The following is a 1,410-nucleotide window of genomic DNA, read 5'->3' on the forward strand; positions in this document are numbered from 1 at the left end:
TCGCGGCTACCTGTTAGCTGGTGGTACGACCGCAGCCCGGCCAGGCTTGGTCGAGGTGACCGGTGGGGTCGCTCTCATCGCGGCTGCCCACCGTAGGTTGGTGTGGCTCTCATCTGGCGTGCGCCCCGCCGGTCACCGCGGCGGAGAGAGGCTCAAGAGGGGACTGCCCGGCTCAAGGTAGCGCTGCCCTCCCGTCGACGACCCATCGTCGGATCGAGGGAGGACACGATGGCTCAAGTCATCATCGGCGTGGACCCGCACAAGCGTTCCGCCACCATCGAAATCATCAACGCCCGGGAGAAGGCGCTCGGGCAGGGCCGGTTCGGCACCGACCGCGACGGCTACCAGGCCATGCTGAGCGCCGGCCGCAAGCACAAAGACCGCCTGTGGGCGGTCGAGGGCTGCAACGGCATCGGCCGGCACATCGCTCAACGTCTGGTCGCTGACGGCGAAACCGTCGTGGACGTTCCCGCGAAGCTGTCCGCCCGGGCCCGCGTGTTCGCCACCGGCCAGGGCCGCAAGACCGACCCGGTCGACGCCCGCAGCGTCGCTGTGGTCGCCCTGCGCACCGAAGGCCTGCGGCAGGTCGTCACCGACGACACCACGGTCGCGTTACGGCTGCTGGTCGACCGCCGTGACCAGCTCGGCCGGGCCCGCACCGACGTGGTCTCCCGGTTGCATCACCTGCTGCTCGAACTGGTGCCCGGCGGCGCGAAGAAGGACCTGTCCGCCCAGCAGGCCCGCGCCCTGCTGGGCACCGTGCGCCCGCGCGATGTGGTCGGCAAGACCCGTCGCCGGCTGGCCTCCGAGTTGATCGGCGAGCTCGTCGTCATCGACAAAAAGATCAAGATCGCGAAACAGGAGCTCACCGACCTGGTCAACAGCACTGGAAGTCGGCTGATGGACCTGACCGGCATCGGGCCGTCCGGCGCGGCCCGCCTGCTCGGCGACATCGGCGACATTGCCCGGTTCGCCAGCCGCGCCCACTTCGCCTCATGGAACGGCACGGCGCCGATCGACGCCTCGTCCGGCGACCAGCAACGCCATCGTCTGTCTCGTGCCGGGAACCGGCGCATCAACCGGGCACTGCACATCATGGCCATCGTCCAGCTGCGCCGTGACACCGAAGGGCGCCGCTACTACCGGCGCAGACTGGCTGCGGGCAAGACCCCGACGGAGGCCCTACGGGCACTCAAGCGGCGTCTGTCCGACATCGTCTACCGGCAGATGGTCGCCGACACCAAGCAGCTCGGGACGGGTCCGGGAGGACACGTGGGGGCGACTCTGCAATCCAGCGCGGCCGACCTGAACCCCGAGATCGACACTTCGGAAAAGTCACTTCCCGGACCCGCCGAACCCCAGCCTAGAACACCCCTCTTGATCATCACTTGACACAGAGGGGTGCCAGAT

1 protein-coding gene is annotated in these 1,410 nt (G+C 68.7%); it reads left to right on the forward strand.

The genetic code is table 11. The features are described 5' to 3' along the window. The first annotated feature begins 228 nt into the window (after positions 1 to 228). On the forward strand, positions 229 to 1,392 hold the full coding sequence (locus tag V6U89_RS30045; protein ID WP_334576674.1) for an IS110 family transposase: 1,164 nt from the start codon (positions 229 to 231) through the stop codon (positions 1,390 to 1,392). Positions 1,393 to 1,410 lie beyond the last annotated feature (18 nt).

Origin of the sequence: Micromonospora sp. CPCC 206171, assembly GCF_036906755.1 — a bacterium.
Taxonomy (GTDB): Bacteria; Actinomycetota; Actinomycetes; order Mycobacteriales; family Micromonosporaceae; genus Micromonospora; species Micromonospora purpureochromogenes.